The organism is Bacillus sp. AFS002410, from assembly GCF_002556365.1.
GTDB lineage: Bacteria > Bacillota > Bacilli > Bacillales > Bacillaceae_G > Gottfriedia.
Genome location: NZ_NUEU01000020.1, coordinates 1 through 26,839, shown reverse-complemented (window position 1 = coordinate 26,839; position 26,839 = coordinate 1). Strand labels below are relative to the sequence as shown.

31 protein-coding genes are annotated in these 26,839 nt (G+C 32.7%); 23 read left to right on the top strand and 8 right to left on the bottom strand.

Going from position 1 to position 26,839, the window contains the following annotated elements:
* Positions 1-17 precede the first annotated feature (17 nt).
* Positions 18-1,016 (top strand): spore coat putative kinase YutH, encoded by a 999-nt coding sequence (gene yutH, locus CN692_RS13130; protein WP_098119680.1) that lies wholly within the window; start codon positions 18-20, stop codon positions 1,014-1,016.
* 64 nt (positions 1,017-1,080) lie between these two features.
* On the opposite strand, the gene CN692_RS13125 is transcribed toward yutH, so the two are convergent.
* A complete protein-coding gene (locus tag CN692_RS13125) occupies positions 1,081-1,308 on the bottom strand; it encodes a NifU family protein (RefSeq protein WP_025671774.1) in 228 nt (75 codons plus the stop codon).
* A gap of 121 nt (positions 1,309-1,429) precedes the next feature.
* Between CN692_RS13125 and CN692_RS13120 the strand changes: the two genes are divergently transcribed.
* The 3 genes from CN692_RS13120 to CN692_RS13110 all read left to right on the top strand — a co-directional run bounded on the left by CN692_RS13120 (position 1,430) and on the right by CN692_RS13110 (position 3,313).
* On the top strand, positions 1,430-1,732 hold the full coding sequence (locus CN692_RS13120; RefSeq protein ID WP_098119614.1) for a DUF1462 family protein: 303 nt from the start codon (positions 1,430-1,432) through the stop codon (positions 1,730-1,732).
* Positions 1,733-1,911: 179 nt separating this feature from the next.
* Positions 1,912-2,346, top strand: a complete 435-nt coding sequence (locus tag CN692_RS13115) for an NfeD family protein (RefSeq protein ID WP_098119613.1) — start codon at positions 1,912-1,914, stop codon at positions 2,344-2,346.
* 1 nt (position 2,347) lies between these two features.
* The gene (locus CN692_RS13110) at positions 2,348-3,313 is read left to right on the top strand and encodes an SPFH domain-containing protein (RefSeq protein WP_218923237.1); all 966 of its coding nucleotides are present in this window, start codon (positions 2,348-2,350) and stop codon (positions 3,311-3,313) included.
* Positions 3,314-3,382: 69 nt separating this feature from the next.
* Here the strand turns inward: CN692_RS13110 and CN692_RS13105 are convergent, their stop codons facing one another.
* A complete protein-coding gene (locus CN692_RS13105; protein WP_098119612.1) occupies positions 3,383-4,450 on the bottom strand; it encodes an NAD(P)/FAD-dependent oxidoreductase in 1,068 nt (355 codons plus the stop codon).
* A 196-nt stretch (positions 4,451-4,646) separates the two neighbouring features.
* On the opposite strand from CN692_RS13105, the gene CN692_RS13100 reads away from it, so the two are divergent.
* The 3 genes from CN692_RS13100 to CN692_RS13090 all read left to right on the top strand — a co-directional run bounded on the left by CN692_RS13100 (position 4,647) and on the right by CN692_RS13090 (position 6,427).
* Positions 4,647-4,883 carry a YuzB family protein gene (locus tag CN692_RS13100; protein WP_216853911.1) on the top strand — a complete coding sequence of 79 codons (237 nt, stop codon included), beginning with the start codon at positions 4,647-4,649 and terminating at the stop codon, positions 4,881-4,883.
* 323 nt (positions 4,884-5,206) lie between these two features.
* Complete coding sequence (gene dapF / locus CN692_RS13095; protein WP_142317526.1) at positions 5,207-6,073, top strand: diaminopimelate epimerase; 867 nt, start codon at positions 5,207-5,209, stop codon at positions 6,071-6,073.
* Complete coding sequence (locus tag CN692_RS13090; RefSeq protein WP_098119609.1) at positions 6,074-6,427, top strand: HesB/IscA family protein; 354 nt, start codon at positions 6,074-6,076, stop codon at positions 6,425-6,427.
* 428 nt (positions 6,428-6,855) lie between these two features.
* Here CN692_RS13090 and CN692_RS13085 read toward each other — a convergent pair whose 3' ends face one another.
* On the bottom strand, positions 6,856-7,845 hold the full coding sequence (locus CN692_RS13085; protein ID WP_098119608.1) for an NAD(P)/FAD-dependent oxidoreductase: 990 nt from the start codon (positions 7,843-7,845) through the stop codon (positions 6,856-6,858).
* A 411-nt stretch (positions 7,846-8,256) separates the two neighbouring features.
* Here CN692_RS13085 and CN692_RS13080 point away from each other — a divergent pair, with 411 nt between their 5' ends.
* The 7 genes from CN692_RS13080 (at position 8,257) to CN692_RS13050 (ending at position 13,192) form a co-directional block, all read left to right on the top strand.
* The gene (locus CN692_RS13080; protein ID WP_142317319.1) at positions 8,257-9,474 is read left to right on the top strand and encodes an NAD(P)/FAD-dependent oxidoreductase; all 1,218 of its coding nucleotides are present in this window, start codon (positions 8,257-8,259) and stop codon (positions 9,472-9,474) included.
* 241 nt (positions 9,475-9,715) lie between these two features.
* A complete protein-coding gene (locus tag CN692_RS13075) occupies positions 9,716-10,195 on the top strand; it encodes an NUDIX domain-containing protein (protein WP_098119607.1) in 480 nt (159 codons plus the stop codon).
* A gap of 96 nt (positions 10,196-10,291) precedes the next feature.
* Complete coding sequence (locus tag CN692_RS13070) at positions 10,292-10,609, top strand: YuiB family protein (RefSeq protein WP_098119677.1); 318 nt, start codon at positions 10,292-10,294, stop codon at positions 10,607-10,609.
* A gap of 83 nt (positions 10,610-10,692) precedes the next feature.
* The gene (locus tag CN692_RS13065; protein WP_373604963.1) at positions 10,693-11,331 is read left to right on the top strand and encodes a 3D domain-containing protein; all 639 of its coding nucleotides are present in this window, start codon (positions 10,693-10,695) and stop codon (positions 11,329-11,331) included.
* A 14-nt stretch (positions 11,332-11,345) separates the two neighbouring features.
* Positions 11,346-11,798 (top strand): SRPBCC family protein, encoded by a 453-nt coding sequence (locus CN692_RS13060; protein ID WP_098119606.1) that lies wholly within the window; start codon positions 11,346-11,348, stop codon positions 11,796-11,798.
* 196 nt (positions 11,799-11,994) lie between these two features.
* Complete coding sequence (locus CN692_RS13055) at positions 11,995-12,381, top strand: PaaI family thioesterase (RefSeq protein ID WP_304362837.1); 387 nt, start codon at positions 11,995-11,997, stop codon at positions 12,379-12,381.
* 253 nt (positions 12,382-12,634) lie between these two features.
* Positions 12,635-13,192 (top strand): DUF5366 family protein, encoded by a 558-nt coding sequence (locus CN692_RS13050; RefSeq protein ID WP_098119604.1) that lies wholly within the window; start codon positions 12,635-12,637, stop codon positions 13,190-13,192.
* A gap of 56 nt (positions 13,193-13,248) precedes the next feature.
* Here the strand turns inward: CN692_RS13050 and CN692_RS13045 are convergent, their stop codons facing one another.
* On the bottom strand, positions 13,249-15,120 hold the full coding sequence (locus CN692_RS13045; protein ID WP_098119603.1) for a transglycosylase domain-containing protein: 1,872 nt from the start codon (positions 15,118-15,120) through the stop codon (positions 13,249-13,251).
* Positions 15,121-15,360: 240 nt separating this feature from the next.
* Here CN692_RS13045 and kapD point away from each other — a divergent pair, with 240 nt between their 5' ends.
* The 6 genes from kapD to CN692_RS13015 all read left to right on the top strand — a co-directional run bounded on the left by kapD (position 15,361) and on the right by CN692_RS13015 (position 20,654).
* Positions 15,361-15,981: a 3'-5' exonuclease KapD gene (kapD, locus tag CN692_RS13040; protein WP_098119602.1), complete on the top strand. Its 621-nt coding sequence runs from the start codon at positions 15,361-15,363 to the stop codon at positions 15,979-15,981.
* 415 nt (positions 15,982-16,396) lie between these two features.
* The gene (locus CN692_RS13035; RefSeq protein WP_098119601.1) at positions 16,397-16,579 is read left to right on the top strand and encodes a hypothetical protein; all 183 of its coding nucleotides are present in this window, start codon (positions 16,397-16,399) and stop codon (positions 16,577-16,579) included.
* Positions 16,580-16,784: 205 nt separating this feature from the next.
* On the top strand, positions 16,785-17,525 hold the full coding sequence (locus CN692_RS13030; protein ID WP_098119600.1) for a FixH family protein: 741 nt from the start codon (positions 16,785-16,787) through the stop codon (positions 17,523-17,525).
* A gap of 75 nt (positions 17,526-17,600) precedes the next feature.
* Positions 17,601-18,587, top strand: a complete 987-nt coding sequence (locus tag CN692_RS13025; protein ID WP_098119599.1) for a YncE family protein — start codon at positions 17,601-17,603, stop codon at positions 18,585-18,587.
* On the top strand, positions 18,580-19,254 hold the full coding sequence (locus CN692_RS13020) for a response regulator transcription factor (protein ID WP_098119598.1): 675 nt from the start codon (positions 18,580-18,582) through the stop codon (positions 19,252-19,254). Before CN692_RS13025 ends, CN692_RS13020 begins: the two co-directional genes overlap by 8 nt.
* The gene (locus tag CN692_RS13015) at positions 19,251-20,654 is read left to right on the top strand and encodes a sensor histidine kinase (RefSeq protein WP_098119597.1); all 1,404 of its coding nucleotides are present in this window, start codon (positions 19,251-19,253) and stop codon (positions 20,652-20,654) included. Before CN692_RS13020 ends, CN692_RS13015 begins: the two co-directional genes overlap by 4 nt.
* 168 nt (positions 20,655-20,822) lie before the next feature.
* Here the strand turns inward: CN692_RS13015 and CN692_RS13010 are convergent, their stop codons facing one another.
* Positions 20,823-21,659: an alpha/beta fold hydrolase gene (locus CN692_RS13010; RefSeq protein WP_373605036.1), complete on the bottom strand. Its 837-nt coding sequence runs from the start codon at positions 21,657-21,659 to the stop codon at positions 20,823-20,825.
* A gap of 320 nt (positions 21,660-21,979) precedes the next feature.
* Here CN692_RS13010 and CN692_RS13005 point away from each other — a divergent pair, with 320 nt between their 5' ends.
* Positions 21,980-22,366: a CvfD/Ygs/GSP13 family RNA-binding post-transcriptional regulator gene (locus tag CN692_RS13005; RefSeq protein ID WP_098119595.1), complete on the top strand. Its 387-nt coding sequence runs from the start codon at positions 21,980-21,982 to the stop codon at positions 22,364-22,366.
* A 56-nt stretch (positions 22,367-22,422) separates the two neighbouring features.
* Here CN692_RS13005 and CN692_RS13000 read toward each other — a convergent pair whose 3' ends face one another.
* Positions 22,423-22,656: a DUF378 domain-containing protein gene (locus CN692_RS13000; RefSeq protein ID WP_056468643.1), complete on the bottom strand. Its 234-nt coding sequence runs from the start codon at positions 22,654-22,656 to the stop codon at positions 22,423-22,425.
* 192 nt (positions 22,657-22,848) lie between these two features.
* Here CN692_RS13000 and CN692_RS12995 point away from each other — a divergent pair, with 192 nt between their 5' ends.
* Positions 22,849-24,201 carry a glucose-6-phosphate isomerase gene (locus CN692_RS12995; RefSeq protein WP_098119594.1) on the top strand — a complete coding sequence of 451 codons (1,353 nt, stop codon included), beginning with the start codon at positions 22,849-22,851 and terminating at the stop codon, positions 24,199-24,201.
* Between the two features lie 116 nt (positions 24,202-24,317).
* Positions 24,318-24,722, top strand: a complete 405-nt coding sequence (locus tag CN692_RS12990) for a YugN-like family protein (protein ID WP_098119593.1) — start codon at positions 24,318-24,320, stop codon at positions 24,720-24,722.
* Between the two features lie 59 nt (positions 24,723-24,781).
* Here CN692_RS12990 and CN692_RS12985 read toward each other — a convergent pair whose 3' ends face one another.
* Entirely contained in the window at positions 24,782-25,774 is a 993-nt protein-coding gene (locus CN692_RS12985) for a potassium channel family protein (RefSeq protein ID WP_179874435.1), read from the bottom strand.
* Positions 25,775-25,837: 63 nt separating this feature from the next.
* Positions 25,838-26,527 (bottom strand): MgtC/SapB family protein, encoded by a 690-nt coding sequence (locus CN692_RS12980; RefSeq protein WP_098119591.1) that lies wholly within the window; start codon positions 26,525-26,527, stop codon positions 25,838-25,840.
* Positions 26,528-26,839 lie beyond the last annotated feature (312 nt).

The window sequence follows — 26,839 nt, the reverse complement described above, 5'->3', positions numbered from 1 at the left end:
TTATTCGCAACCAAAACATCATTCAAGACATGTTTCATCATTATCAAATTCAACCAGCAGAATTACTTCAAGTACAGTCATATTACATGTTTTGGCAGCGGAATAGGGTGTATTTTTTAGCTCCTATTGGCAGTTTAAAAGAGGACGATTTGCAGGAGATGAAAGGCTTAAGTGACTTTATGAGCTCAACAGGAGATCAGTCAGTCGCAACTTTTGTTCAAAATGTTCAAGGGTATTATGTGAGTAAAATTGATGGGAATAATTATTCCTTATTTAAAAGTACGAGACAAAACGAACGCAGTAATAATTATGGGGAAGAACTAGCAACGTTTCATTTGAGAGGCAGAAAATATTCAGAGGAATTAAAAAGGTTAAATAGGATTGGTCAGTGGAAGAATTTATGGGAGAAACGGCTAGAGCAATTAGAAAGATTTTGGCAAAATAAAGTAAATAGCCACCCAGATAATTTTTTTGAACAAATTTTTATTGAATCCTTTCCTTATTATCTTGGAATGACCGAGAATGCGATCCAATATGTTGTAGACACTGAATTAGATGATACCCCTCAAGTTGTTGATGCAGCAACAATCTGTCATCAAAAAATGACGGAGCGTCGACTAAAAGAGATTCATTTTGCAAAAGTTCCGATTGAGTGGATTTATGATCATCCGAGCCGTGATCTTGCTGAATGGGTGAGAGATGAATATCTAGAGAACACGGATAATTATCAAAAGAAAATCCTTTCATTTTTTTATGGTTATGAAAAGAAAAGTCCTTTATCAACGTTTGCTTGGCGGTTATTATTTGCTAGGTTACTTTTTCCAGTTCATTATTTTGAAACAGTCGAAGGCTATTATTTGGCTAGAAGTGATTCAGAAAGAAAGAGGTATGAACGCAAGCTAGTTTATTATCTTGAAAATACAAAGGAATTTGAGTCTTTTTTAGGTGGGTTTTATGATTTAATCGGATTACCAACATCAAAGTTAGGTATCCGAGAAATTAATTGGTTAAAATAGCAGATTCAGACTGTGAAAAACAAAAAAGAGAGGGGAATTCCCTCTCTTTTTAATATGGTAAATATTAGAATACTTGTTCTACTTCGATTACGCCAGGTACTTCTTCTAATAAAGCTCGCTCAATACCAGCTTTTAAAGTGATTGTTGAACTTGGGCAGCTACCGCATGCGCCTAAAAGGCGAAGCTTAACAATTCCATCTTCAATATCAACTAAATCAACGTCTCCACCATCGCGTAATAAAAACGGTCTTAATTTATCTAAAACTTCTTGTACTTGTTCTTTCATGTCCATTCATATCGACTCCTTTCACTAATTTTATTATAATCAGTTAAGAGGAAAAAATCTATTACAGAGTACTTTTGTGTGTTTGAAAATATTGGGACACACATTTATTGTATGCTAGGAGGAGAAAATGAGTAATAAAATTTTAGTGGAAGTTTTTGGGGCTGAAGTAATTTGTGCTAGTTGTGTAGGAATGCCGTCCTCAATTGAAACGTTTGAATGGCTTCAAGCTGCACTTCAAAGAAAATATCCTGACTTATCGTTTGATTTTCAATACGTTGATATATTTAATGTTGAGAATAATGAAAAAGAAGATTTTGCCGAACGTGTAAGAAATGACGAGTTTTTCTATCCGGTTGTATTAGTAAATGGAAATGTAGTTGGTGAAGGTAATCCAAAATTAAAAGATGTTTATAACGCAATTGAACAGTAATGATCTTTAACTCCTTACAAAATGTAAGGGGTTTTTTTGAATTGATTTTTCTCGAAAATTAAAATGTTTTAATAAAATTCAATATTTTTATGCAAAAAGCTTAAATTTACATGATAGAATAGAAGTGTAAAATAAATTACAATTTTTGGCATATATATAGAACTGGGAGGAGGGGTGGAATGGTTGCGCTTTACTTGTTTGTAATTGGGGTTTTATTAATTATTATTGAAATGTTCTCATTAACTTTTGTTTTCTTATGGATTGGTATTGCGAGCATTCTAGCATCAGTTGTAAATTATTTAACAGATTCAAACACCTTTACTTTTATTGTTTTTATTATTAGTGCAATAATTTTATGGCTTAGTACAAAGAAATTTGCTAAGAGAATCCACCAGCATAAAACGATCGAAAATGGGGTGTATGCATTACTTGGCAAAGAGCTCATCGTAGCTTCTGTAGAAGTTGTTGATGATAAAGTAGGTACGACTAAAGTTTATGGAGATGAATGGACAATCCGTTCGACAGAGCCATTAACTTTAAATGAAAAGGTAGTTGTAACAAAAATAGAAGGTGCAACTTTGTATGTGACAAATAAATTAATTGAGGAGAAATGATATGTCTGATGTAGGCTCTATGGTTGGTCCAATTATAATAGGTATTATTGTTTTATTCGTTATAATACTTTTGTTATCAAGTATTCGAATTGTAAGACAATCTGAAGTATATTTAGTGGAACGATTAGGTAAGTTCCATCGTAAATTAGAGAGTGGAATTCATATAGTAATGCCATTTGTTGAACGTGTAGCTAGTAAAAAAACCTTACGTGAGACTGTTGTAGATTTTCCACCACAATCAATGATTACAAAAGATAATGTTAGTATTCAAGTTGACTCAGTTGTCTTTTATCAAGTAACTGATGTTGTCCGTCATGAATATGAAATTGCTAATCCTTTGTCTGCGATTTCTAATCTGACTGCTACTACTTTACGTAACTTAATAGGTGAATTAGATTTAGATGAGACATTAACAAGTCGTGATACAGTTAATAATAAACTTCGTGCTATTCTTGACCAAGCAACTGACAAATGGGGTATGAAAGTTAATCGTGTCGAAATAAGAAATATCATTCCCCCTGTTGATATCCAAAATGCGATGGAGCGACAAATGCAAGCTGAGCGTACACGTCGTGAAAAAGTATTAAATGCACAAGGTGAGAAAGAATCGAAAATCCTGAAAGCAGAAGGAGAAAAGCAATCAAAAATTCTTGAAGCTGAAGGGGAACGCTTAAGCCAAGTTGAAAAAGCACGAGGAGATAAAGATTCTCAAGTTTTACGAGCTGAAGGGGAAGCAGAAGCAATCATTAAACTTGCTGAAGCTAAAGCTAGAGGAGAACAGCTTGTATTAGACGTTTGGCGAAATGCAGAACCAACGAAGGAAATGGTTCAATTACGTTCAATGGAAGCATTAGAGAAAGTAGCTTACGGTCATGCATCAAAACTTGTCATTCCAACAGATGCTACAAAGCTTTTAGGAATGGTTGAAAGTGTAAAAGAAGTTATAAGACCTGACAAGACAGAATAATAAAAAAAAGCCCCTTAACAATCAACTTAGTTAAGGGGTCTTTACTATATACTAAAGAATGTGTATTAATCAACCATTGTGATATTTATATAACCATAAGATACCAGATTTAATCAATCTTGGAACTCGTCCGATAAGTGGGCGTTCATTAAATAGTCCAAAACCATGTTTTTTACCTAATGATCCCATAATACCTTTTAATTTTATTTGTGGCATTACCTCTGGAAGGTCTTCACCTGCCCATTTTTTTTGTAAAACCATTACGATTTGTTCAGCTTGAGCTTCAGCTAACTGTGCTGAAGGTGCATATGGTAATGCAGCACAATCACCAACTACATAAACATGTTCATCATTTGGCATGTGATGATATTTCGTTACGACGATTCTACCAGTATTGTCTTTTTCTACCTCTAAGTTGCGGACAACTTCAACTGGTTGAATACCTGCTGTCCAAATAACAGCGTCACAATGAATCGCATCATCATGATTAAATAACGTATTTTGCTCAACTTTTGTAATGTTTGAATTGCTAATAATTTTAACATCGTGCTCAATAAACCAGTTTTGTACATAATAACTAAGTTTTTCTGGAAACATTGATAAAATACGGCTTCCGCGGTCAAAAAGTAAAATTTGTAAATCGCTTCTACTTTCTCTTAGTTCACTTGCAACTTCTACACCACTTAAGCCAGCTCCAACAACACCTATTACAGAATTTGGTGGTAAACTGTTAACGTTTTCGTATGCGTTTCTTGTTTTTTCAATTGTTTGGATACTATAAGTATGTTCCATTGCACCAGGTACATTATGGTACTTATCCTCGCAACCTAAACCGATAATTAAATCATCGTAAGAAACTGATTTTCCGTTGCTTAATTCTACGTTCTTGTTTGCCGTATCAATTGTTGTAATATCCCCATATACAACCTTTAATTTCTCGTGAGTTGGTAATGGTATTCTAATGTGCTGTTCTGGAACTGTACCTGCAACTAATGCATAGTATTCAGTTTTAAAGCAGTGATAAGAATTTCGATCGATCAATGTGATTTGAACATCCTCAGGCAAATCAGATGTTAATAGACGTGACAAAACACGAATATTTCCATATCCGGCTCCTAGTAATACGAGGTTTTTCATAGTTGATGTTCCCCTTTAGTTTTATTAGCGTTGAATGAAAAAAATTTTCTATTTTTCGACAATTATATTATATATATTTTATGCTAAAATAACAACGCTTAACTCGGTAAAATAAAGCACCTTCCATTTATTCTCAAAAGGATTGACGTTTTAAGAAAAAAAGAGTAACTTTATGAAGAGCAAGGAGTGAAAAATAGTGAGACCTTTAGTCGAATTTTGTATAAAAAACCTATCTGACGGAGCGCAAAAAGCGTTAGAGCAACTTGAACGTGATCCAAATCTAGACATACTAGAATATGGTTGCCTTGGATATTGCGGAAAATGTAGTCTGTCACTTTTTGCACTTGTTGAAGGTGAAGTTGTAACTGGTGAAACTGCTACTGAGTTAGTTGATAATATTTATATTTTCTTAGAAGAAAATATGTTAATATAAAAAGCACTGTTAAAAATTAGCAGTGCTTTTTGTTTTTTTTTTCGAGCAATTTCAACAATAAAACCCTCTGTATTACAACTTACCCCATTTTTTACTTTTCTATCTCTTACTATTTATGTTTACAAATAACAAATTTTATTTTCATGAGTACACTATTTTTGAATTATATAAAAGTGAATAATAAGGACAAAAAAAAATGAGCATTCACTTTAGTGAAAGCTCTTAAAATGTTTCTATATCGAGAAACGGGGGATGTTCTTATTGTGCTCAATTCATTTAAATTCTATACTTATATTAATAAAAAAAAATAGGGAGTCATGAAAATGAATTCTTTTCGTTATACAAAGATGCATGGACTAGGGAATAATTATATATATGTAAATATGTTTGAAGAAAAACTAAAAGAAGAAGAACTTTCTAATCTTGCAGTTGAGGTTTCAAATGTTAATACAGGTATTGGTAGTGATGGATTGATCTTAATTTGTCCTTCAGAAGTTGCAGAAGTAAAAATGCGAATATTTAATAATGACGGTTCAGAAGCTAAAAATTGTGGCAATGGTTTAAGATGCGTTGCAAAGTATGCATTTGAAAATGGCATTGTAAATAATTCTTCATTTACGATTGAAACGATTAGTACAATTGTAAAAGCAACAGTACATGTTGAAAATAATGTTGTTAATCAAGTAACAGTCAATATGGGCAATCCAGTATTTCAACGAACTCAAATTCCAATGACCGGTAATGAACAAGAATTTGCTAAAGATAAAATTTTATTTGAAGAAGAATACTATGAGTTTTCAGCTGTTTCAATGGGAAATCCTCATGCCGTTTTTGAAGTAAATGATATAAGGAATGCTCCATTAACAACTTTAGGTCCATTTGTTGAAAAACATGAATTATTCCCAGAAAGCGTAAATGTTGAATTTATCGAGTGTTTGCCGCATAATGAGATAAATTTCTCTGTATGGGAGCGCGGTTCTGGAGTAACTCAAGCATGTGGAACAGGAGCTTGTGCTGCAGTAGTCGCGATGGTCCAAGAAGGTAAGTATAAACGAGATGAACCGATTACCGTTCACTTACAAGGTGGAGATTTACAAATTACTTGGTCTACTGATGGTGATGTTTTGATGAAAGGCCCAGCAGTTACAATAACAGAAGGCATATACTATACTCAAAGAGGAGTGAAATAAATGATTACAGTTACTGAACAAGCAGGCTTAAAAATAAAAGAAATGATTGAAAACGAAGAAGATCAAAATACGTTTGTACGCTTAGGTGTAAAAGGTGGAGGTTGCTCTGGACTATCATATGGTCTTGGTTTCGATCCACAAAAAAATGACGATGATATGGAGTTAGAATATCATGGCATTAAGTTTTTAGTTGATAATGAAAGTGCTCCAATTTTAAAAGGAGTTGTCATTGATTTTAAAGAGTCATTATTAGGTGGAGGATTTACAATCGATAATCCTAATGCAATTGCATCATGTGGATGTGGCTCTAGCTTTAGAACAGCTTCAAATGCGGGTACTCCTGAAGAGTGTTAATCTAGACTGCCCGCCAAACGCGCGCTTTCTTCGTTGCTTCGACTGCCTGCGGTGCTCATTACCGTTTAGGGTAACTCCGCTCCTCATCAGTCTTCGCGCCTCGAAAGACAAGCGTTTTCGATCAGTCTTAGAAACATATTTATCGGACATTTTCTTGTGATAGGATACTTTTGTATCCTATTTTTTTCTATTAAACAAACTAGACTAATTTCTTATTTGTTAATATTTTTACAAATTTAGGTTAAATTGTTGAATCTTTTTTTAAGTAAGGTACTATTATATAGTGTAGATAAAAAAATGAAATGAATTTTTATGAAGTTGGTTGTGAAATGGTTCACTAATTTTGGATTGTATTGTTCAATACATCACAAACACTCAAAAAAAAAGACTGCCTATTTAGACAGTTCTTTGAATCATTAATTTTATTATTAGAACATTGAGGAACTATGGCCTGGTTGTACTTTCGCATATGGATCAATGTACGCTTTCGCATGATTGATTGCGGTAGGTGCTTCACCAAAGCCAGAAGCAATTAGTTTAACTTTTCCATCGTAAGTACAAATATCCCCGGCAGCATAAATACCTGGAATATTTGTTTCCATGCGTGAGTTAACAACAATGTTATTCTTTTCGATCTTTAAGCCCCAATTTTTTATTGGTCCTAAAGAAGAAACGAAACCATAGTTAACGATTACATCATCAACTTCTATTTCTAGACGTTCTTTTGATTTCTCATTTTGAAGAATAACTTTTTCAATACGTTCTGTACCAACGATTTCAACAGGTACAAAAGGAGTTGAGACTTCTACCTTAGAGTTCATTAAGTTTTCTACGCTATGTTCATGAGCTCTAAATTTATCACGACGGTGAACTAATGTTACTTTTTCAGCGATTGATTCAAGCATCAACGACCAGTCAACAGCAGAGTCTCCGCCGCCGAAAACAACAACTCGTTTACCAGCAAATTTGTTCATGTCATCTACGTAGTAATGTAAGTTTGCTTTTTCAAAACGTTCAGAACCATCAATTTCAAGTTTACGTGGTTGGAATGCACCATTTCCAGCAGTTATGATAATAGCTTTTGTATAGTGCTTAAATCCATCATTACAAATTAAATGGAATACTCCATCATCACCTTTTGTAATTGAATGAACCGATTGCTCTAAACATATAGTAGGTTCAAATTTTTTCATTTGTTCTTTTAAGTTATTAATCAACTCTTGAGCGCGTACTTTTGGAAAGCCGGCTACATCATAAATGTATTTTTCAGGGTAAAGTGCAGATAATTGACCGCCAAGTTGAGGTAAGCTTTCAATAATTTTTACACTAGATTGTCTCATTCCACCATAAAAAGCAGTAAATAAACCAATTGGTCCTCCACCAATTATTGTAATATCATATACTTTTTCATCTTTCATAACGGAATAACCCCCTTATGCATAAATGATCGTTATCTATTATAAAATAGTATCATATTTTATGCTGATAAAATAAAATTGGGTCATTAAATTACTGTAGAAATTTTTTTAGTAAAACTGGGGGATCGATTAAGAAATAATTAAATTGGCTTAATATTTTGAGAATTCTAGCGTTTAGATTATGCTTGAAATTCTATGCAAAAAACTTTAATATTGTTATAGGCTAATTGTTAACATTTTGTGACAATTATTACGAAATATTTAGACAAATATCCCTATATAGTAATTTGCTCGTTAATGTACTAAGTTATAATGAATTAGATTGCTCACTACTGAGCTTACTTATAAATTTAGAGATATTAAAGCAAATTGAAAGTACTTAATATAATTTAAAAGGATGGTATGTATATCATGAATAAGCCTAAGATTGTAATCCTTGGAGCTGGGTATGGTGGAATCATTACTGCGACTCGACTTCAAAAAACATTATCTGCAAATGAAGCGGACATTACACTAGTAAATAAAAATAGCTACCACTACCAAGCAACATGGTTACATGAAAATGCAGCAGGTACATTACATCATGACCGTACACGTCTTGATATTAAAGACGTGATTAATCAAGATAAAATTAACTTCATACAAGATACTGTTACTCAAATCAAACCTGAAGAGAAGAAAGTAATTCTTTCTAGCGGCGAATTAAACTATGATTACTTAGTTGTTGGACTTGGTTTTGAGTCAGAAACTTTTGGAATTAAAGGTTTAAAAGAACATGCATTCTCAATTGCTAACATCAATGCTGCTCGTCAAATTCGTGAGCATATTGATTACAGCTTTTCTAAATACTACAACACACCAGTTGAAAAGCGCGATGATTTATTAACGATTATCGTTGGTGGTGCAGGATTCACTGGTATTGAATTTGTAGGTGAACTTGCAAACCGTGTTCCAGAATTATGCAAAGAGTATGATATCGATCGTGAAAAAGTTCGTATTATTTGTGTAGAGGCTGCTCCAATGGTATTACCAGGTTTTGATCCAGAATTAGTTGATTATGCAGTTTCTCAATTAGAGAAAAAAGGCGTAGAATTCAAAATTGGTACAGCAATTAAAGAATGTACTGAAGAAGGAATCATCGTTGCTAAAGGCGAAGTAGAAGAGAAAATTAACTCTGCAACAGTTGTTTGGGCAGCGGGTGTACGTGGAAATGCATTAGTAGAACAAGCTGGTTTTGAAGCAATGCGTGGACGTGTAAAAGTTACTAAAGATATGCGTGTTCCAGGATACGATGATGTATTTATCGTAGGAGACTCAGCTTTATTAATTGATGAAGCAAGTAACCGTCCATATCCACCAACAGCACAAATTGCAATTCAACAAGGATTTAACGTTTCACACAACTTATCAGTATTAGTTCGTGGAAGAGGCGAATTAGAAGAATTTAAACCAGACATTAAAGGTACTGTATGTTCATTAGGACATGACGATGCAATTGGTGTAGTTTATGGTAAAAAATTAACTGGTTGGAAAGCTTCATTTATGAAAAAAGTAATCGATAACCGTTACTTATTCGTACTTGGCGGACCGATGTTAGTTCTTAAAAAAGGTAAATTAAACCTTCTATAAGTAAAATAGCTCGACTTAGGTCGAGCTATATTTATAGGCGCCAAAATAAAAAAGAGATCAAACTGATTAAAAATGCTTGTCTAAAAAGGTGCAAATGCTTGTTGGAAAGCGGAGTTACCAAAGAAGGTAATGTGCGCCGCTTAAAGCAAGTGATGCAACGAAGAAGACGAGCGCTTAGTGGTCAGTCTAAAGCTCGACTTAGGTCGGGCTTTTTCTTTGTCTAAAAAGGTGGTTAACATTAATGAGTAAAAGAGGCAATGTATGGCTAGGAGTAGCGGGGTTAGTTAAAGATTCTGCCGGAAGATGGTTAGTTGTAAAGAAAAAATATAGTGGATTAAAAGGTTTGTGGTCTTTACCAGCAGGGTTTGTAAAGCAAGATGAAACGGTTGATCAAGCAGTGCTAAGAGAGATTAGTGAAGAAACTGGTGTAAAAGCAACTTTAATTGGATTAATAGGTGTAAGAACTGGCGTTATTCGTGAAGAAATCAGTGATAATATGCTAATTTTTTTACTCCAAGCAGATGATACAACTATTTCGATTCAAGAGGAAGAATTATCAGATGCACGATTTATATCGGAAGATGAACTACTTAATGATCCTACATCATCATTACTAATTAAATATTTAATTGAAAATCCACCCAATGAACCAATGGGAGTAGTAAAAGGATTAAATCCGGGGGATCAGTTCCAATATACAACTTATCATTTTATCAAGTAATATTTTAAAAGTTAGAATATTTAAAAAATTGACGACAAGGCGAGAAGGTTTTACACTGTATATAGAAAAAATGTGGGGTGTGTTTTTTATATGGTGATGAGTATACCAGTTTTACTAATTTCTATACTGTTATTTTTCGTATTAGCATTTGGAATTGGCTTCCTTGCAAATATGCTTTTTCGAACGACTTGGTTCATGGTAGTAATCTATCCTCTTTTAATTGTGATGATTGTGGACAAGATTAGTACAATAAAGTATTTTACTAATACTTCAAGTGCTTTTGAGACATTAAAAACGAACTTTATGGCAGTTGGAACAGGTGATATTGTTATTTTATCAGCTGGTCTAGTGGGAGCGATTATGTCAGGTGTTGTAATACTGTCATTAAGAAAAAATGGATATCAAATGTTCTAACTTTCTCTAGCTGGAGAAAGTTTTTTTTATATTTTTTTTGTTTTAGGGAATGATGAAAAGATGAAAAGGAGTGAAATGATTCATTGGGTATAAGTAAAAAATTATTTAGTCGAGTTATTTTATCTATTTTATTCATTATTGCTTTGTTTTCGTCTTTTAAAATCCTTGCTAATGTTCAAATAGCTACTATAAGGGATTGGTTTAGTGACGCTATTGTAATAAATAAAGTTTTTGCTGAAGAAAATAAATCAACGATTACAAATGAAAGCATAATGAAAACAATGGCAAAAAACATCGAACATAATACGAATTGGAATAATTATAAAAAGGTAACAGTTACAGCAACAGGATATACAGCTGGAAGAGAATCGACAGGGAAAAGTCCCAAGGACCATTCATACGGAATTACTTATTCAGGAGTGGAAGTAAAGAGGGATTTATTTTCAACTATAGCAGCTGACTTAAATATCTTTCCGATTGGAACAATCTTATTTATTCCTGGATACGGTTATGGCGTCGTAGCTGATAAAGGTGCGGCTGTTAAAGGACATCACTTGGATTTATACTTTCAAACCGTTGGAGATGTATTTGAGCATTGGGGAAAGAAAAAATTAACTGTTTATATCATAAAACAAGGATCTGGAAGATTTACTGAATCAGATTTAAAAGGATTGAATGAACAAAATTCGTTACAAGTATTTAGACAGCAATCAAAAAATTAGGTTGGTGATGGACTATGTCAAAAACAACTAATTATAGCTTAACTATTAATGCACCGATCGAAGCTGTTTTTGAAGTAATTGACTCAGATGAGCACATGAAAAAGTGGATGGACGGGTTTATCGAGAATCAGTATGATGAAAATTATAATAGAGAAAATCCAGTGGGGCATAAATTTAAGCAAAAGCTAAAAGAGGACGATGAGATTCAAGAATACGAAGGAGAAATCATTTCATATAAACCTCCAACAGAGCTTAGTGTCCGTTTAAAGCATTCTAATTTTACTGTTGATGCCATCTATCACCTTTCTTCTATAGGAGCTAATCAAACCAATTTAGACTATGAGTGTAAATTGGAAATGGAATCAATGATGGGTTTCATATTCAGTTGGTTTGAAAAACGAACTTTAGTTAAACAATTAGATCGTTTAAAAAAATATGCAGAAGAACGGTTTGATGGTGTACTCTAAACAAAAAAAGCCCCTTGCAATTTTTAGCAAGGGGTATTATAACGTAGACCTGGTTATTTTCTTGTTTCAAAGGAAATTCTTTTGATTATCTCGAATTTAAAATAAGTGAATTTTTATTATAAAATAGAAGTAGTTGAACTTATGTGCCCAATTACTGGTATTAAAACAGAAATGATAAACGAGAGGCGGAGAATAAATGGAGGAGAAAATGACCTTAATGCATGCTTTAGGTATGACGATCGAGTCGGTTGAAGAAGGCAAAGTAGTGATGAAAATGGAAGTAACTGAAAAAGTACATCAACCATTCGGTTATTTACACGGAGGTGCTTCAGTTGCTTTAGCTGAAACAGTTGCAAGTGTCGGGACGTTTTCGATGATTGATCAAGAGAATCAACTTGCTTTTGGTCTTGAAATAAACGCAAATCATCTTAGATCTGTACGTGATGGGGTTGTAACTGCTATTGGAACTGCAGTACATACTGGTAAAACGACAATGGTTTGGGATATTAAAATCTATTCTGAGGATGAGCAATTGATTTGTATCTCAAGATGTACAGTTGCGATTAAAGATAAACGAAATTAATTTAATGTGCTGTTAAATTACTTTTGTAATTTAGCAGCTTTTTTTGTACATTCAACGAACAAGTCAATTCATACCCAAAGACGAAATTTAAAAGGACTAATTCTTAAAAGAAAAAAATCGTCAAATTTATGACAAACTTATGGTAAAATAATTAAGTTGTGTATATAAAATTTCGAAGAGAAGCGAGACATCCTCTACTTAAGGATTTGATAGTTTAAAAACTTCTTGAGATAGAGAAGAAAGGAGACATTCGATGAAAAATATATATTACACAGGCTTTAATGCACTTTTATCAATACTTATGTTTACAGTCGCTATTACACTAAACTTCTTTCAATTGGCTATAAACTTCTTATCAGTATCTGGTATTCTACAGCCACTTACAGATATTCTTCCAGAAAAGGAAATTAGAATTCTTACATTTATAGGTATCGCATTTCTTTTCTACTTAATTTTGAGTGGATTCAAATTAATTTCTGATATGATTTGGCAATTTGCTTTACTTCTATTTTCGAAGGATAACGAAGGAGTAGACTTATTAGCAACTAAAAAATACTCTTTTGTCTTTTTAATAGGTGGATTAATTGCTATATTTTTAAATAAATCTTTAGTGTATATTGCTATTGTTTTAATAGTAGCAGTAATTGCATTTTATATCTTATTTTTAATTAAGCAAAAATCTAACTACACAATTATAGGGGTTATAGGTTTTATCATGATCCAATTAATCATTTGGGGATTAGTTGGTAGCGGAGTAGTATATGGCGCATTTACACTTTTAGCTAAGGCTAAAACTTCAATGCCATTTTAAAAAAAGTAGCACTTTTGAATGAATCAAAAGTGCTACTTTTTTTGTTTGTATATAGATTAATATAGTCGACCATTTACAATGATATTTTGCCAAATTCGTTGAGTAGGTGGGTAAGAATAGTTTTTTGGTATTGGAATTCTTTGCTTATCATTACCAATCCACGTACCAACCGTATAATTTGAGGTTAATCCCATGAACCATAGATTCGTATTATCGTTCGTTGTACCTGTTTTACCACCTATATAGTTCAGTGGCATATAAATATGTCTAGCAGTACCGTCTTTTACTACAGAGTTTAACATGCTTCTCATTGTTTCGTTCGTTGACGGATTGTACACACGAACTGATCTTGGTTCGTTTTCGTATAAGACTGTGCCATCTCTTAAGGTAATCTTTTTAATCGCACTATTTTGATAGTATACGCCATTATTACCAAATGTGGAGTATGCTCCTGTCATTTCTAAAGGCGACATACCGATATTGAAACCACCAAGAGCACGGCCTAGTTCCATTCGGTCTTCAGTTGTAATCTTGTTAAAACCATATTTATCTAAATATGTGTATCCAACACGTGGTGTAAGCTGTTCATATAATCTAACTGCAGCAGTATTATACGAATTCTGCATAGCAGTACGGATCGTTACATCTCCGTATTCTTTCTTACTATCATTTTTCGGACAATATGTGCCTTTACAATAGTTATCTGCATTTACTTTTGTATCTGGTGTAGCACCAAATGTTTCTATATATGGCGCATATACTAATAATGGTTTAATTGTCGAGCCCGGCTGTCTATAAGACTGGAACGCTCTATTTAGACTATGAGGTTCATAGTCTCTTCCACCAGAAATTGCAACAATTTCATGTGTATCATTTTTTACGACAACTGCTGCGCCCTGTGTATTTGTTGAAATTGTTCCTTGATTAACCGCGTTGACCGTAACTTGTTGTATTGATGGATTTAAGCTTGTATAGATTTTCAAGCCCTGATTTTGTAAATATAACGCTCTTTCATCAGGCGTTTTTAGTTTCTTTAACTCAGTTTGCTGTGCTGCTGATAGTTTACTAGTATTAAATTTTCCTTTATTACCAGCTAAAATTCTTTTAAGTTCAGAATCTACATAAGAATAATAATCAGGATATTCCTGTGTTTTACTATCTTTCTTTAAAGTGATCTTTTCTTTCATTGCAGCTGTATATTGTTTTTCAGTTATTTTCCCTTGATCTCTAAGTATACCTAAGATTCTTTCTTGGCGTTTTTTAGCATTATTAAAGTTTCTCAAAGGATCATATAAAGTCGGGTTATTTGGAATTGTACAAACGAAAGCCGTTTGAGCAATACTCAAATCTTTAACTGATTTACTGAAATATGCTTTACTAGCAGCTTCAATTCCATAATTTCGGTTTGCAAAATAAATTGTATTAATGTACATTTCTAAAATTTGATCTTTAGAGTACTGTTTTTCTAATTGAAGTGAGATTTGAATCTCTTTTATTTTGCGTTCTACAGTTCGTGCTTGAGTTAAATATAAATTTCGTGCAAGCTGCTGTGTAATCGTACTAGCTCCTTGTTCTATTCCACTGTTGGACACATTCACCATAAATGCCCTAGCAACACCAAATAAATCAATACCCTTATGTGAATAAAAATATCGATCTTCGGTAGAAATAAAAATATCCTTTACTAGCTGAGGAATTTCACTGCTTTTTAAATTTATTCTATTATCACCAGAAGCAGGTATATAAAAAGGATTGTTGTTTCGGTCATAAAAAACACTGTTCTGTGATAAAGAAACTACAGGTAATTCTTCAACCTTCTTTTTGGGAATATTTTTTGAAGTCTCAAATGCCATCATAGCTTGCTGAGATGTGAAATAAAAGACAAGAAAGCTTATTATAATAATAATAAATCCAATAATTTTCTTCATAAAAGCCCTCTATTTACTTTCGATTTTTTAATTCGTTTTAAATTAATTAAACGAACGTATATTATTTTAACACGATTTTTCATATTGATGGGCATCTTATGTTATTTTTTACACAAATTGGTTGTATTAATAAAATAAGTAAATAAGTAGAAAATAGTCAAATTGTCTTACTTGAATATTCGTTAATCATATAAGACAATAAGGAAAAATCAGAAAATTTATTTTTCTGGAGGTGAGGTAATGAAAGAGCAGTTCCTATTTATTGATTTTGAATTTACAATGCCAGATGGAAAATCAAAAGGAATCAAATTTTTTCCGGAAATTATTGAAGTTGGTTTTGTAAGTGTTATTAATGATGAGATTAATCAAACTTATTCTTCTTTTGTTAAACCGCTTCAGTTTCCATTGTTATCCTCAAGATGTAAGAGGTTTCTAAGTATTTCACAAGAGAATGTTGATAATGGAATACAGTTAAAAGAACTTGGTGAAATATTAAATGAAGCGACAAAGAATTATAGAACGACAGTCATCACTTGGGGCAACATGGATATGAGAGTACTAAAACACAACTGTGAAGCTGCATCTATTTCGTTCCCTATTAATGGTGAAGTAAGGGACTTATGCCTCGAGTATAAAACTTTCTTTGGAAACCAAAATCAAACGGGTCTATGGAACGCAATGAAAGAATATGGAAAAGATGGAACTGGAAATCACCATAAAGCACTAGATGATGCTTTAACTACGTATCATATTTATAAATTAGTAGAAAAAGATAAGCAATATATGAAAAAACCTGCTCCTGCGACTTTAGGAGACTTAGTTGACTTTTCATTATTAAAGAAAAGAATATCTTCATATTAAAAACCAATTGATTTTAAATCAGTTGGTTTTTTATTTTGTTGATCGAGAAGTTAGATTATTCGTTGATAATTAAGTTGAGTCTTGTAGATTTCCACTACAGGATGCTCGCTTTCCATGGGGCGAGACCTAAGCCTCGGCTGTGCCTGTGGGGTCTTAGGCTTCCCGCATTTCCCATAGGAGTCGAGCACCCTTTCGTTCCAATCAATTATACAAAAAAAGTTTACAATAAAATGCTCTAGAAAAATTACTAACTTAAATAAAATAGTATTTATTTTGTCCCATCTTAGGCGACTTATTTTTTAATTAAATTAATTTAAAAAGCTTTTTCGGGATAGATTTTTTTAATTAGAGAATACTCATTTTACTTTGATTATTTTAGAATACTTTGTATAATTGCAGTGGGAGTGATGGGACTATGATGGAGTTTTTATATTTTCCTGAAGATAAGACAGAGTATATTCCTGCCGTTATTTCATTAATTATTTTTATGATTGGTGCTTTTATTACGTTTTATCTAATTAAAAGAGCATCGGCAAAGGAAGAAAAGCGTATAACAGAATTAATGGAATCAAAAGAAAAAAAAGCATTGCGTGAATAAAATAATTCAAAATGGGGACTTACTAAGGAAGGTCTCTTTTTTTTGGAGAAGTTTATCACATTTTCATCACATCTATGTGTTAGATTGTTTTTGTCATTTTATTTTGCTATATAGATATTTTCTCGTTCGAGTTTACTTTAAAACTGTTTAAAACAATAAGATAAGTGATCTGTTTAACTCGGCAGAATTATAGGAGGTAATACATATGAAAAAGGTACTAAGTTTATTAATTGCCAGTATTATGATGACTGCAGGTTGTTCTAACGCGAAGAATCAAGATGCAGTCGAAAAACCAGTTGATGTAAATATTCTTCTTCCTACATCAGATATTAATTTAAATAAAGAAGTTACACTCCGTGCTGAAGTGAGCCAGAATAATAAGGCAGTTACTGATGCAGATGAAGTTCAATTTGAAATTGGTAAAACAGGTGAAGATAGTATGGCTATGCTAGATGCAAAGAATGGTGCAGATGGTATTTATTCAGCAAACTATAAATTTACAGATCCAGGTGATTACTATGTAATTGCTCACGTGACTGCTAGAGATCAACATTCGATGCCTAAAATGGACTTTAAAGTTCCTGCTACTACTTCAACTAATAGTGGAACTGGAAAAAGTGAACATGAATCTCATAGTGGAGATGACCATCATAGCGATCTAATGATTCATTTAATGGGTACCGAGAATCTTGATGTAAACAAAGAAAATGTTTTTACGATTCATTTGATGACGAATGATGGAAAAGCACTTGAAAAAGCGAACGTTCGAATTGAAACATGGAAAGATGAGAATGGAAAGCACGATTATACAGATGCAAAAGAAGTTGCACCTGGTGAATATGAGGTTAAGTATACGTTTAAAGATAAAGGAACAAACACTGTAAAGGTTCATGTTGAAAAAGGCGAATTACATGACCATACTGAAAAAGAAGTTACAGTAAATTAAATAAGAACGAAGGCTATCCTATCTTTGATAAAAGGATAGCTTCTTTTATATGATTACTTTATGGGGGGAAGTATTTTGAAACGAATTGCTTTCGTTAGCACACTCGTTCTTTTCTTGTTCTGTACGGGCTGTTTTCCAAATAAAATGTCGCATATCAAGGATTCTGAAAATGTACTTATCTCGATAAATAAAAAAGTAGGTAGTTTAACTTTTCTTGATCCACATGACTTACATAAAGTAGCAGATTGGGATTTAAATAGAGATGTAAGTGGAGCGGCTTTATTGCAAAATGGAAAGGATATTGCAGTATATCATCCAGCAGATCCTAATATAGATATTTACCATCTTTCAACTGGTGATAAGATCAAGAGTTGGAAGGCCGGTGTTGGTATTACGAATATGATTTCTTTAAAGAGTAATCATACGATTGCTGTAACGAATGGAAAAAAGAATACGATAACTTTTTTTGATCAAAAGGGTAACGTGCTTAAACAATTGAAAATAGGCAAAAATCCTATATCTATGGTTGAAGATACGGCTCACCATAAACTATTTGTTAGTTTATTTAACGAGAGAAAAGTGATTGGTATTAACTTAGACCACTATAAAGTAGAACAAACGATTGAAGTACCAAATACATCAATTGGCCTAATATTAAATAATGATGCTTCTGAATTATTCGTTGGTGGACACGGAAATGGCGAAAGTGAAAATGAAGATGTGAAAGTATACTCGACTACTACTGGTAAGAAACAAAAGTCACTTCATACCCCTCTAATGCCAATATCTTTTTTTAAAAATGATGACGGATTGTTTACAATAGCTCATGGTACAAACCAAATTTATAAGTTAGATCCTACCGTTGTAAATCAGACTAAATTTATTGAAGTTGGCTCCAACCCATATGCAGCAATTGGATTTAACCATTCAGCGTATGCAGCTAGTTATGATTTAAATAAATTGTACCAAATAAATACTAAAACGATGAAAATTGAAAAAGAAGCGGCAGTAGGGAGAGGACCTTTCCAATTATTGTTAAGAGAGGGCATTCGACATGAGTGATAGAAGGATATTAATTGTTGATGATGAACAAGAAATTTGCCAATTAGTTGGAATGTATTTAGAAAACAGCGGGTATAGTTGGGACCAAGCAAGTAATGGAGAAGCAGCATTAAATAAAATTGGTCAATCAAACTATGATTTAATTATTTTAGATATTATGATGCCGATTATGGACGGATGGGCACTTTGTAAACAAATTAGAGAGACATCAAATGTTCCTGTTATTTTCTTAACTGCAAAAGGTGAGGAATGGGATAAGGTAAATGGGTTAAAAATGGGAGCGGATGATTACATCGTAAAACCATTTAGCCCCAGTGAGTTAATTGCAAGAGTTGATGCTGTGCTAAGAAGAACAAAAAACACGGATTCTTCTATATTTCATATTGGTCAGATTAAAATCAATGAAAAAGCCCGGAATGTTTTTGTATCTGATAAACCATTATCACTTACGTTGAAAGAATATGATTTATTGCTCTTTTTTTGCAAGCATCAAGATTATGTTTTTAGCCGCGAACAAATTTTAGAAAAGGTTTGGGGATTTGATTATTTCGGAACAGCAAGAACAGTTGATACACATATAAAAACATTGAGAATTAAGCTTGGACAGGATGCAGATTATATTTCTACAGTTTGGGGTGTAGGATATAAATTTGGGATAAATGGATGAAGAAAATCGTAAATTCTCTTTCATTTTTACAGAAGCTATGGCTAACAATCTGCTTAATGGTAATCTGTACAACGATCTTTTTCTTTTTAATGTTTCAGTTTGCATATAAGCAATTATATGTTTCATATGTTCGTTCAACTTTAATTCAGGAAGGTACTAACTTAGTAAAACACTATCATAAAACAAATAATGTTGATGACTTTTCGAAATTTGTTTCAAAATTTAATACTGTTTCAAATGCAAGTGTTTTATTTATTAGTAATCCGAGAGACTTAAGTGCATGTATCCCATACAATGTCAGCCATGAATCGTTTATCACTGAAGACGATCGCGAAACTTTATTAAAAGGAAAAGTAATTACGAAGACAGGATTTGAAAAAAGATTTAAGCATCAAATAATCGGTGTCGTAGTTCCAGTTGTAAAAAAAGAAAAACTTGAAGGGATTATTTATTTAAATCTACCTTTAAGGAGTATTACTGAACTAATCCAACAATCAAAATGGATTTTTATGATTAGTACATTGCTATTTGCTTTCATTATCCTTTTAATCGGCAGAAGTATAATTAAACAAATGATTAAGCCGTTATCTAGAATGGAGCAAATCTCATATAAAATGGCAAATGGTGATTACACGGAGCGTATCCACTATAATAGTGGTGATGAAGTAGGTAAACTAGCTTTTGCTTTTAATTCAATGTCTGATTCTTTACAACAAGAAGATGAAAATAGAAAAGAGTTTTTAGCTAATGTTTCTCACGAACTAAGAACGCCGTTAAGTTATGTAAAAGGATATAGTGAAGCAATATTAGATGGAGTAATAAAACAAGAACAACAACTAAAATATGTTGGTATCATTCAAAAAGAAGCAAGTCGAATGCAAAGATTAGTAAGGGACCTTCTTGATTTAGCTACTTTAGATGGACAACAGTTTCCTCTAAATAAAGAGCCGAACGTAATTGCGCAATTAATTGAAGATACAATCGAAACATATTCACAAATACTGATAGAGCGGGGTATTACAATTCAAAAGAATTTAGATGAGTCGGTCATTGCTAACGTTGATCCAGACCGTTTCCAACAAGTTATACACAATTTAATTGATAATGCAATTTGTTATACACCTTCGGGAACAAACATTTATATCAATTTATCTCAAGATAAACAAGTAACTCTGGAGATTATCGATGAAGGTAAAGGAATTCCAGTCGAAGAGATTCCGCATTTAGGGGAAAGGTTCTATCGTGTAGATAAAGCAAGGTCTAGAAATGAAGGTGGAACAGGATTAGGACTGGCGATCGTAAAGCATATTATTGACCAGCACAACGGTAAAATAAAATTTATGAATAGTGACGGTAAAGGTTTAAAGGTTATTATTACTTTGCCAGTATTTGAATTATAAACGCCATATTCAAGCTCTAAAAAATTCTCTGGATGGACTGGTTAGATCCTCCAGTTTAAAAGCTAACGTGCACAATCAAAATTTAGATACAAAAATCAGTTATTATTACAATAAAAAAGGGGTGTCTATATGTCAGTTTACCTGACTTACGAGACAGCCCTTTTTAACTTATATAAAATTTGATATACGATCATAAATATGTTCGGGAATTTCTTCAGGAATTAAGTGTCCGGCTTCTGGATAAGTAAATAATGTTGAATGTTTTAAATCACGGTGTAATCTTTCCCCAACCGCTAATGGAACTACTTTATCTTTTTCACCCCAAATTAAAAGTGTTGGTACAGATATATCTTGTAAATCTGCTGGACTCAAATCTCCTTCTCGATCACGGATCATCTTAGTTAGCGCTCTAAAAATTTCATCTTGCATAAAAGGTTCCTGGTAGCCATTAATCATTTCATCATCGATTAGCTTTTGATCATGAACAACTGATATTAGAGATTTGACAACTCCTTGTTTTGCTAAGTTCCTCTTTATATATAGATAGAAAAAAGGAAAATATGATGAAATGATTAGATGAGGATTTGCTCTGCCTAAATAACCAGAGCTACATAATAAAATCACTTTGTTAACAAGCTCTGGTTTTTTCTTCGTTACATATAATGCAATCTGTCCGCCCATAGAATGTCCGACTAAATTGATGTTTTCCAGCTTCAAATGATTCACAAGTGAGATTACTACATTAGCGAAGTTATCGTACGAATATTTAAAGTTTAATTGCTTACCACTTTTACCAAATGGAGGAAGGTCGATAACGACAACAACATGTTCTTTTGAGATAAATGGTATTAGCCTACGATAACTAAAGCAAGATGACAAAAAACCGTGAATTAATACAAATACTTTTGAATCTTGCTTATTAAAATTGTGGTATCCGTATAGTTCATAATAAACATCAAGACCAGAAATCTTATATGTCGACTGTATTGTTCCAGAATGATTCATCATCCAAACTCTCCTTTAAGTTTTTGGATTATTATGTCCAAACGGAAGGAATACATTCTAATCTTTATAATGCTCCGTATGTCACCATATGTTATCTAAATCACTAAAATACTTTTAAATTATAAGTTTTTAGTCAATTCTAATAAACATAAGTAATTATTTAAAAAAAATGAAATAGCCCAACCTTTAAAGTGACTATAATACAATAAGGGAACTTCAAAGGTAGTATCGTATATAAGCCTTATAGCAAACTTTAAAAGTTGGTCTGTGTGTGCTAAAATTTAGTTAGTGGAATTGAACGAAAATTAGGAGTGTTTTGAATGGCACAAAACTACAATATTGGAAAAGTTTACACTGGTAAAGTAACAGGGATTCAAACGTATGGTGCCTTTATTTCACTTGATCACCAAACACAAGGACTAGTACATATTTCCGAAATTATTAATGGATATGTTCGAGATATTCGAGACTATATTTCTGTTGGGCAGTTAGTAAATGTACGTGTACTGTCTATTGATGAGATGACGGGAAAAATTAGTTTGTCTTTAAAAGGAGCAAGTATCGATCAAGGATTTAATGGTGAAGAAAATTTAAAACATGCAGCTCGATTATTAAGAGAATTAAAACCAGATGGATTTAGCACCCTGCATAAAAAGTTAAATGAATGGCTTCATGTTGAGATGAAGAAAGAAAATATGACGAATTAAAAAGGAAGGGGGATCCCTTCCTTTTAATTTTTACTTTCAGACTGGAGAGTCCGAATCTATCTTACTTCGTTAGTCTCAGGATGTGTTCCTAGCTCTTCTGAAGGTTTGAATAGTAAGCCAAGGTTAATTAGTCCTGAAATACCAACGATACCATATATAATTCGAGCAAAAGCAGAATCAGCACCACCAAAAATTGCTGCTACTAAGTCAAATTGAAAAAATCCGATTAATCCCCAGTTTATAGCTCCAATAATTGTAAAAATAAGTGCAATACGTTGTAATGTACTCATATAGGTTAACCTCCTTTTTATGACCTTCAAAAATAGTATCTCTCATTTGATTTTGATTATGTACATAAGTAAAAAATTATCATTCTGTTTCTTGTTAAAATTTTCACATAAATTTAATCTTATTTACTTGCTTTCAATTATTTAATTAGGTACATTGTAAAGGTATTACAACTATTTAAGGAGGTTTGATGTATGACTTCTCATATTAAATTTGACTATTCAAAAGCAAAAATGTTTTTTCAAGATCACGAAATTTCATATTTAAGGGATGCAGTGAAGTTATTTCACCATACGATTCATGAAAAAACTGGTGCAGGTAGCGACTATCTAGGATGGGTAGAGTTACCGAATGACTATGACAAAGAGGAATTTTCTCGAATCCAAAAGTCAGCAGAGAAAATCAAATCAGATTCAGACGTTCTTTTAGTAATCGGAATTGGTGGATCATATTTAGGTGCACGTGCAGCAATTGAAATGTTACAGCATTCGTTTTTTAACATTGCATCTAAAGAAGAAAGAAAAGCACCTCAAGTGTTCTTCGTAGGTAACAATATTAGTTCTACATACATTCATGATTTAATTCAAGTTTTAAAAGATAAAGATTTCTCAATCAATGTTATTTCAAAATCTGGGACAACTACTGAACCAGCAATTGCATTCCGTATTTTTAGAAAGCTGTTGGAAGAAAAGTATGGCGTTGAAGAAGCTAAACACCGTATTTATGCTACAACTGATAAAGCGCGCGGTGCATTAAAAACTGTTGCGGATGAAAAAGGATACGAAACATTTGTTATTCCTGATGATGTAGGTGGACGCTACTCAGTTTTAACAGCAGTAGGTTTATTACCAATCGCAGCAGCAGGTATTGATATTGAACAAATGATGAAGGGTGCTCAAGACGCATATAAAGAGTACGGCACTTCAGAATTAGAAGATAATCAAGCTTATCAATATGCAGTTGTAAGAAATGTTTTATATAACAAAGGTAAAACAATTGAAATGCTTGTTAATTATGAACCATCATTACAATACTTTGGTGAATGGTGGAAGCAATTATTTGGAGAGAGTGAAGGGAAAGACCAAAAAGGGATTTATCCATCTTCAGCTAACTTTTCAACAGATTTACATTCTCTTGGTCAATATGTTCAAGAAGGTCGACGTGATTTATTTGAGACAGTTGTATCTGTTGAAAAGCCACGTCATGAATTAACAATTGAACTTGAGGATAACGATTCAGACGGATTAAATTATCTTGCAGGTAAAACTGTAGATTTTGTAAATAAAAAAGCTTTTGAAGGTACAATATTAGCTCATGCTGATGGCGGAGTACCAAATCTAATCGTGTCACTACCAAAATTAGATGAATATACATTCGGCTATACAGTTTACTTCTTTGAATTAGCTTGTGCGATGAGCGGATACTTACTTGGAGTAAATCCATTCGATCAACCAGGCGTTGAGGCATACAAGAAGAATATGTTTGCTTTATTAGGTAAACCAGGATTTGAAGAACTAAAACAGCAATTAGAAGAACGTTTAAAATAATAAAAAAACCGTTGTTAAATTTACTTTGACGACGGTTTTTTTTTATGGATTTAAAATTAAAATTCATGTTTTTACTTAAGTAAGAAAATACTATTCAAAAAGGAGGAGAAAAGCATATGTATCCTTTAAAGTCAAAATTAGAGAATGAAATATTTCCACTTAATGATATTGAGGGGAAATTAAAAAATCATGGGTTTGTTATTGGCGCAAATTGGGACTACGATCATGGAAGTTTTGATTTATTAATGCGAGATGACGACGGGTATCAGTACTTACGTTTACCCTTTAATGTTACTTCAGGTTCATTAGATATGAATGGAGCAGTTATTCAATTTGAGTCTCCATTTTTACTAACTCACGTTTATAATGAGGGTCTTGATGATAATATTGGTTATGAAGGGAATTTAACTGGATCTTTAAACCAGTTTCAAGAACCGATAGATCCAGATGCTAAAGTGCCTAGAAAATATCAAATTAAAGGGTTTGAAATTCTTAAGAAAATTGAAGATGAACTTTTATAAAAAAAAGAGCCAAATCATGAAAATATGATTGGCTCTTTTTTATTAAGTAGAAATGATGTTTAAGTAAGTAAGATTAGGAAATCTTCTTTAGCAATCTGAATACTTTTATCAGGTTTTATAATTGTTTGTTTATCCCGGATTATGCCAATAATCATTTTATCGTTGTCTAATTCTTCTATTACAATGTCATAATAGAATTTTCCAATCATTTTTTGATCAACATTTAATATTTTAACTGTAAATGATTCTAATTGATTTGTTAGTTTAAGTACTACATCTGAGTAACCTTTATGCATTATCGATCCTGACATAACAAAAGAAGTTAGTAAATGTGCTTCAATAATTTCATTGGCACCAGCGCGATAAGCGTTTATTACTTGATTTTTCGTTAAGATTTCTGCGATACAGTGAATCGATTGATTAACGCCTTTTGCAGCAATGATTGTTAAAATTGTTTGCATATCAGCTTCTTGTTCATTTTTATTTTGATCTGCTGTAATTAATATCGTATTAGCAAATTTAAAATTTGCCTTTTCTAAAACTGAATCGTTGGAAGCAGAGCCTTTTACAAAATGCACTTTCCCTAACTCTGGAGGTAATAGTTCTAGGCTTTCATCGATTAATACGATATGGGTAGAAATTGAAGAAGCGTGCAATTGGTTAATTACATTCTTAACTCGTTCGTTCCAACCAACGATGACAATATGGTTCTTTTTTGTAAATGTAAGTACACCTCTAAAATCTGCGTCTTGATTTCGAAAAGTTTGAGCTGTGAATGAAATCATATAATAGGAACCGACCCCGGTACCTAATAAAATTAATATAACGGCAAAAAAACGTCCAACTGGAGATAGAGGTACATAATCACCATAACCTACTGTAAACGTAGTAACGATTGACCACCACATTCCATCCCAAACAGTTGGAAACGTAAAAGGTTCTGCATAATGAATAATTGTTCCAAATATAGCAATCAATGATAATAAAATGACTGTAATTTTAAATAATGTATAGGATTTAAAATAGATTGGTTGGTTACGAAATATTTTCAAGCTTATTCCTCCATCGCAATTTCGTAACACTTATTTTTACCAATAAATAATAAGTTATCACTATTATATACTCTCTATTTCAATTCCACGGATGTTCTCTATTTGTTCAATGTCATAATAAATTTCTGTCGTTCTTCGTTTATTAAACACTAGTAATTTCATTTGTATATAGTGCTCATCATTATTTAAGCCCTTTATTTTAATATTTTTAACTGTAATATCTTGTGCAGTTATTTGATCAATCACAATATTTATATTTTCTTTTCCTATAACTGTTAGCTTTAGGCTTATATCTCTTTCTTTTAATTTTTTTGGACCGAGTTTGTTTATTAAATAAGGAATTAATTCAACACTGATAATTAATAACCCGACTCCAGCAAATGCTGCGGCATAAAAACCAGCCCCAACAATTATTCCGATACCTGAAGCTCCCCAAATCATTGCAGCTGTTGTTAGGCCAGCGATCGTATCGTTACCTCTGCGAAGAATAACGCCAGCTCCAAGAAAACCAATTCCCGATACTATTTGGGCTGGTAAGCGTAATGGATCCATGGAGATATTTAAAAAGTCGCTGCTATGGAATGTATAGGCTGAACTAATTGAAGCGATTGTTAACAGGCAACTCATTATTGAAATGACTAGGCATGTTTTTAAACCAAGAGGTTTTCTTTTTAATTCTCTTTCTAATCCAATAACGGAACCTAGCATTGCTGATATAAGCAATTTTACGAGAATGTCTGGTTGTAGATCCATTTTCTAAACCCCTTTTCTATATAGTTTATGGCTAATTCGACATGTGGTATTACACTTCCTTCGTAGTTAAAATAAATTTTTTTCTTTTTTTATAAAAAAAATAAAAAAAGGGCTTGTCATATTCTAAATGCGATGTTATATTTATATACGTCGCCAAGATGGTTCGACAAAAAGAAACAAAGAAATAAAAAAAAGAAAAAACATGTTGACTTCGATGTTGAAGAGATGTTAATATGAAAAAGTCGCAAAAGACGCGACGGTTTGAACTATGAAAACTAAACAAAACATGAAGTAAACGTCAATTATTAGTTT